This is a genomic window from Synechococcus sp. WH 5701, assembly GCF_000153045.1.
GTDB lineage: Bacteria > Cyanobacteriota > Cyanobacteriia > PCC-6307 > Cyanobiaceae > Regnicoccus_A > Regnicoccus_A antarcticus.
The window spans coordinates 35,082-37,090 of sequence record NZ_CH724161.1 but is presented as its reverse complement, the minus strand read 5'-3'; the positions used below and the strand labels follow the sequence as shown (position 1 = coordinate 37,090).

3 protein-coding genes are annotated in these 2,009 nt (G+C 60.7%); 1 reads left to right on the top strand and 2 read right to left on the bottom strand.

The annotated features are described in order from the left end of the window. A partial coding sequence (gene tgt, locus WH5701_RS15475) for a tRNA guanosine(34) transglycosylase Tgt (protein WP_037981776.1) occupies window positions 1–754 on the bottom strand: 754 nt, incomplete at its 3' end. An 86-nt stretch (window positions 755–840) separates the two neighbouring features. Here tgt and WH5701_RS15470 point away from each other — a divergent pair. Beyond that, on the top strand, window positions 841–1,596 hold the full coding sequence (locus WH5701_RS15470) for an adenosylcobinamide-GDP ribazoletransferase (protein WP_006173504.1): 756 nt from the start codon (window positions 841–843) through the stop codon (window positions 1,594–1,596). On the opposite strand, the gene WH5701_RS17035 is transcribed toward WH5701_RS15470, so the two are convergent. Beyond that, a partial coding sequence (locus WH5701_RS17035; protein ID WP_198005227.1) for a sensor histidine kinase occupies window positions 1,556–2,009 on the bottom strand: 454 nt, incomplete at its 5' end. The genes WH5701_RS15470 and WH5701_RS17035 overlap by 41 nt on opposite strands.

Here is a 2,009-nt window from a genome sequence, read left to right as displayed (position 1 = left end):
CACGCAACGTGCCAATCCCCATGAGGTATCGGGGCCGATCCTGCGGCAAAAGTGGACCGATGTCGCGCACAATTCGATGCATGTCGTCCGTTGGTTCGCCCACGCTGACGCCGCCGATCGCGATGCCAGGGAGGTCGAAGGCGGCCACGGCTCGGGCACTTTCGCGACGGAGGTGGGGAAAGCAACCTCCTTGAACGATGCCGAATAGGGCTTGGTCGGTTCGGGTATGGGCATTCACGCAGCGTTCAAGCCAGGCATGGGTGCGTCGACAGGCATCTTTCACATCGTTTTCTGTGGCTGGATAGGGCGGACATTGGTCAAAGGCCATCGCCACATCAGCGCCAAGGGACATTTGGATGTTGGTGGCGTGCTCTGGCGTCATGTCGATGGTGCGCCCATCCCGCGGGTTGCGAAACACCACCCCCCGTTCATCAATCTTGTTTAGTTTCCCGAGGCTGAACACTTGGAATCCGCCTGAGTCGGTGAGCATGGGCCCATCCCACCCCATAAACCGGTGTAGGCCTCCAGCCTCTGCGACGACCTGTTCGCCTGGTTGGAGATGTAGGTGATAAGTGTTTGACAGCACCATCTGGGCCCCCGTGCGGGCCAGTTGCTCTGTGCTGATCCCTTTCACTGTGGCCAGGGTGCCCACAGGCATGAACCGCGGGGTTTGTACCGGGCCATGCGGGGTGTGAAAGCATCCACAGCGGCCCTTCGTGTGGGGGCAATGGGCGCTGATCTCGAAGTTGAACACGGCGGTTATCCCGCTTTTGCTGAACCTAAGGTTCAGCCGATCCAAGCTTGCCGCTGCACGTCATGGCAAAACAACGGATTTATCGCATGAAGGCTGGGATCGTCAGGATTGTTTTCCCTTGGTTGTCGGATTTGGCGGGGGCCTGGATTTTTTATTCGGTGTTGCCGGCCTGGCCTTGGCCGAGGCCCCGCTTTGAACGCATAGCCCGCTTTGCTCCATGGATTGGGCTGTGGATCGGAGTGCTGCAGGCCCTGCTGTGGTGGGGCTTGAGTGGACTGGGTTGGAGTGATGTTGCCTTGGCACCAGTCGTGATCGCAGGCGGTATTTGGCTTGGTGGTGGTCTGCATCACGACGGATTGATGGATACCGCCGATGGCTTGGCTGCTGGGGCCGCGAGACGCCTTGAGGCCATGGAAGACAGCCGGGTGGGAGCGAGTGGTGCGTTGGCCTTAGCTGTTGTGCTGTTGCTTCAGCTCGCCGCCTTGCTCCAGCTCCACGAGCAAGCGCCTTTGGCTTTGATCCTGGCGGGGTTTTGGGGGCGTGTTTCGCCCCTGTGGGCGATGGCCCGATTCGACTATCTCCGCTCGGATGGCACCGCGGGTTTTCATCGGCGTTATGGACAACCGTGGTGGGATGTGGTGCCAACGGTGGTTGCTTGTTTGGCCTTCGCTCCTTTCGTCACTCCCCTGCTCCTGCTGATTGGCGCTCCAGTCGCGGTCGGCGTTGCAGAGCGTTTGGGGCGTCGTCTTGGCGGCCATACCGGCGATAGCTATGGCGCCGTGGAGGTGGTGACCGAGGTGATCACGCTGTTGCTGCTGGCAGGGCTGGCTGCGGCCAACTGAGCTGAAATGCATTGCCCTTTGACGGCAGGTTGGTTTGGACCCGCCATGGCTCAACGCTCAGAGTGAGATGGCCACCATTGCGCTCAGCCAAGGCTCGAGCTAATGCCAATCCAAGGCCGGTACCAGGGCGATCGCGGCTGGTGGTGCCCCGTTCGCCACGTTGGAAAATCAGCTTTCGTTCTTCGCTTGAAATCGGAGGACCGTCATCCCAAACGCAAAGACCATCGGGCAGTAAGGCGAGACCGATGGAACATCCCGGCGGGCTGTAGCGGAAAGCGTTCTCGAGCAGGTTGGCAACGATCTCAGCCGTGCTGCCATCTCCAGCGGAGTGGGTGCTCCAGGTCGGCCACTCTGAGGGACCATGCCAGGGACGGCCCTGAAGGCTGGCTGTTGCACTGGCCCGCTCGATGAGA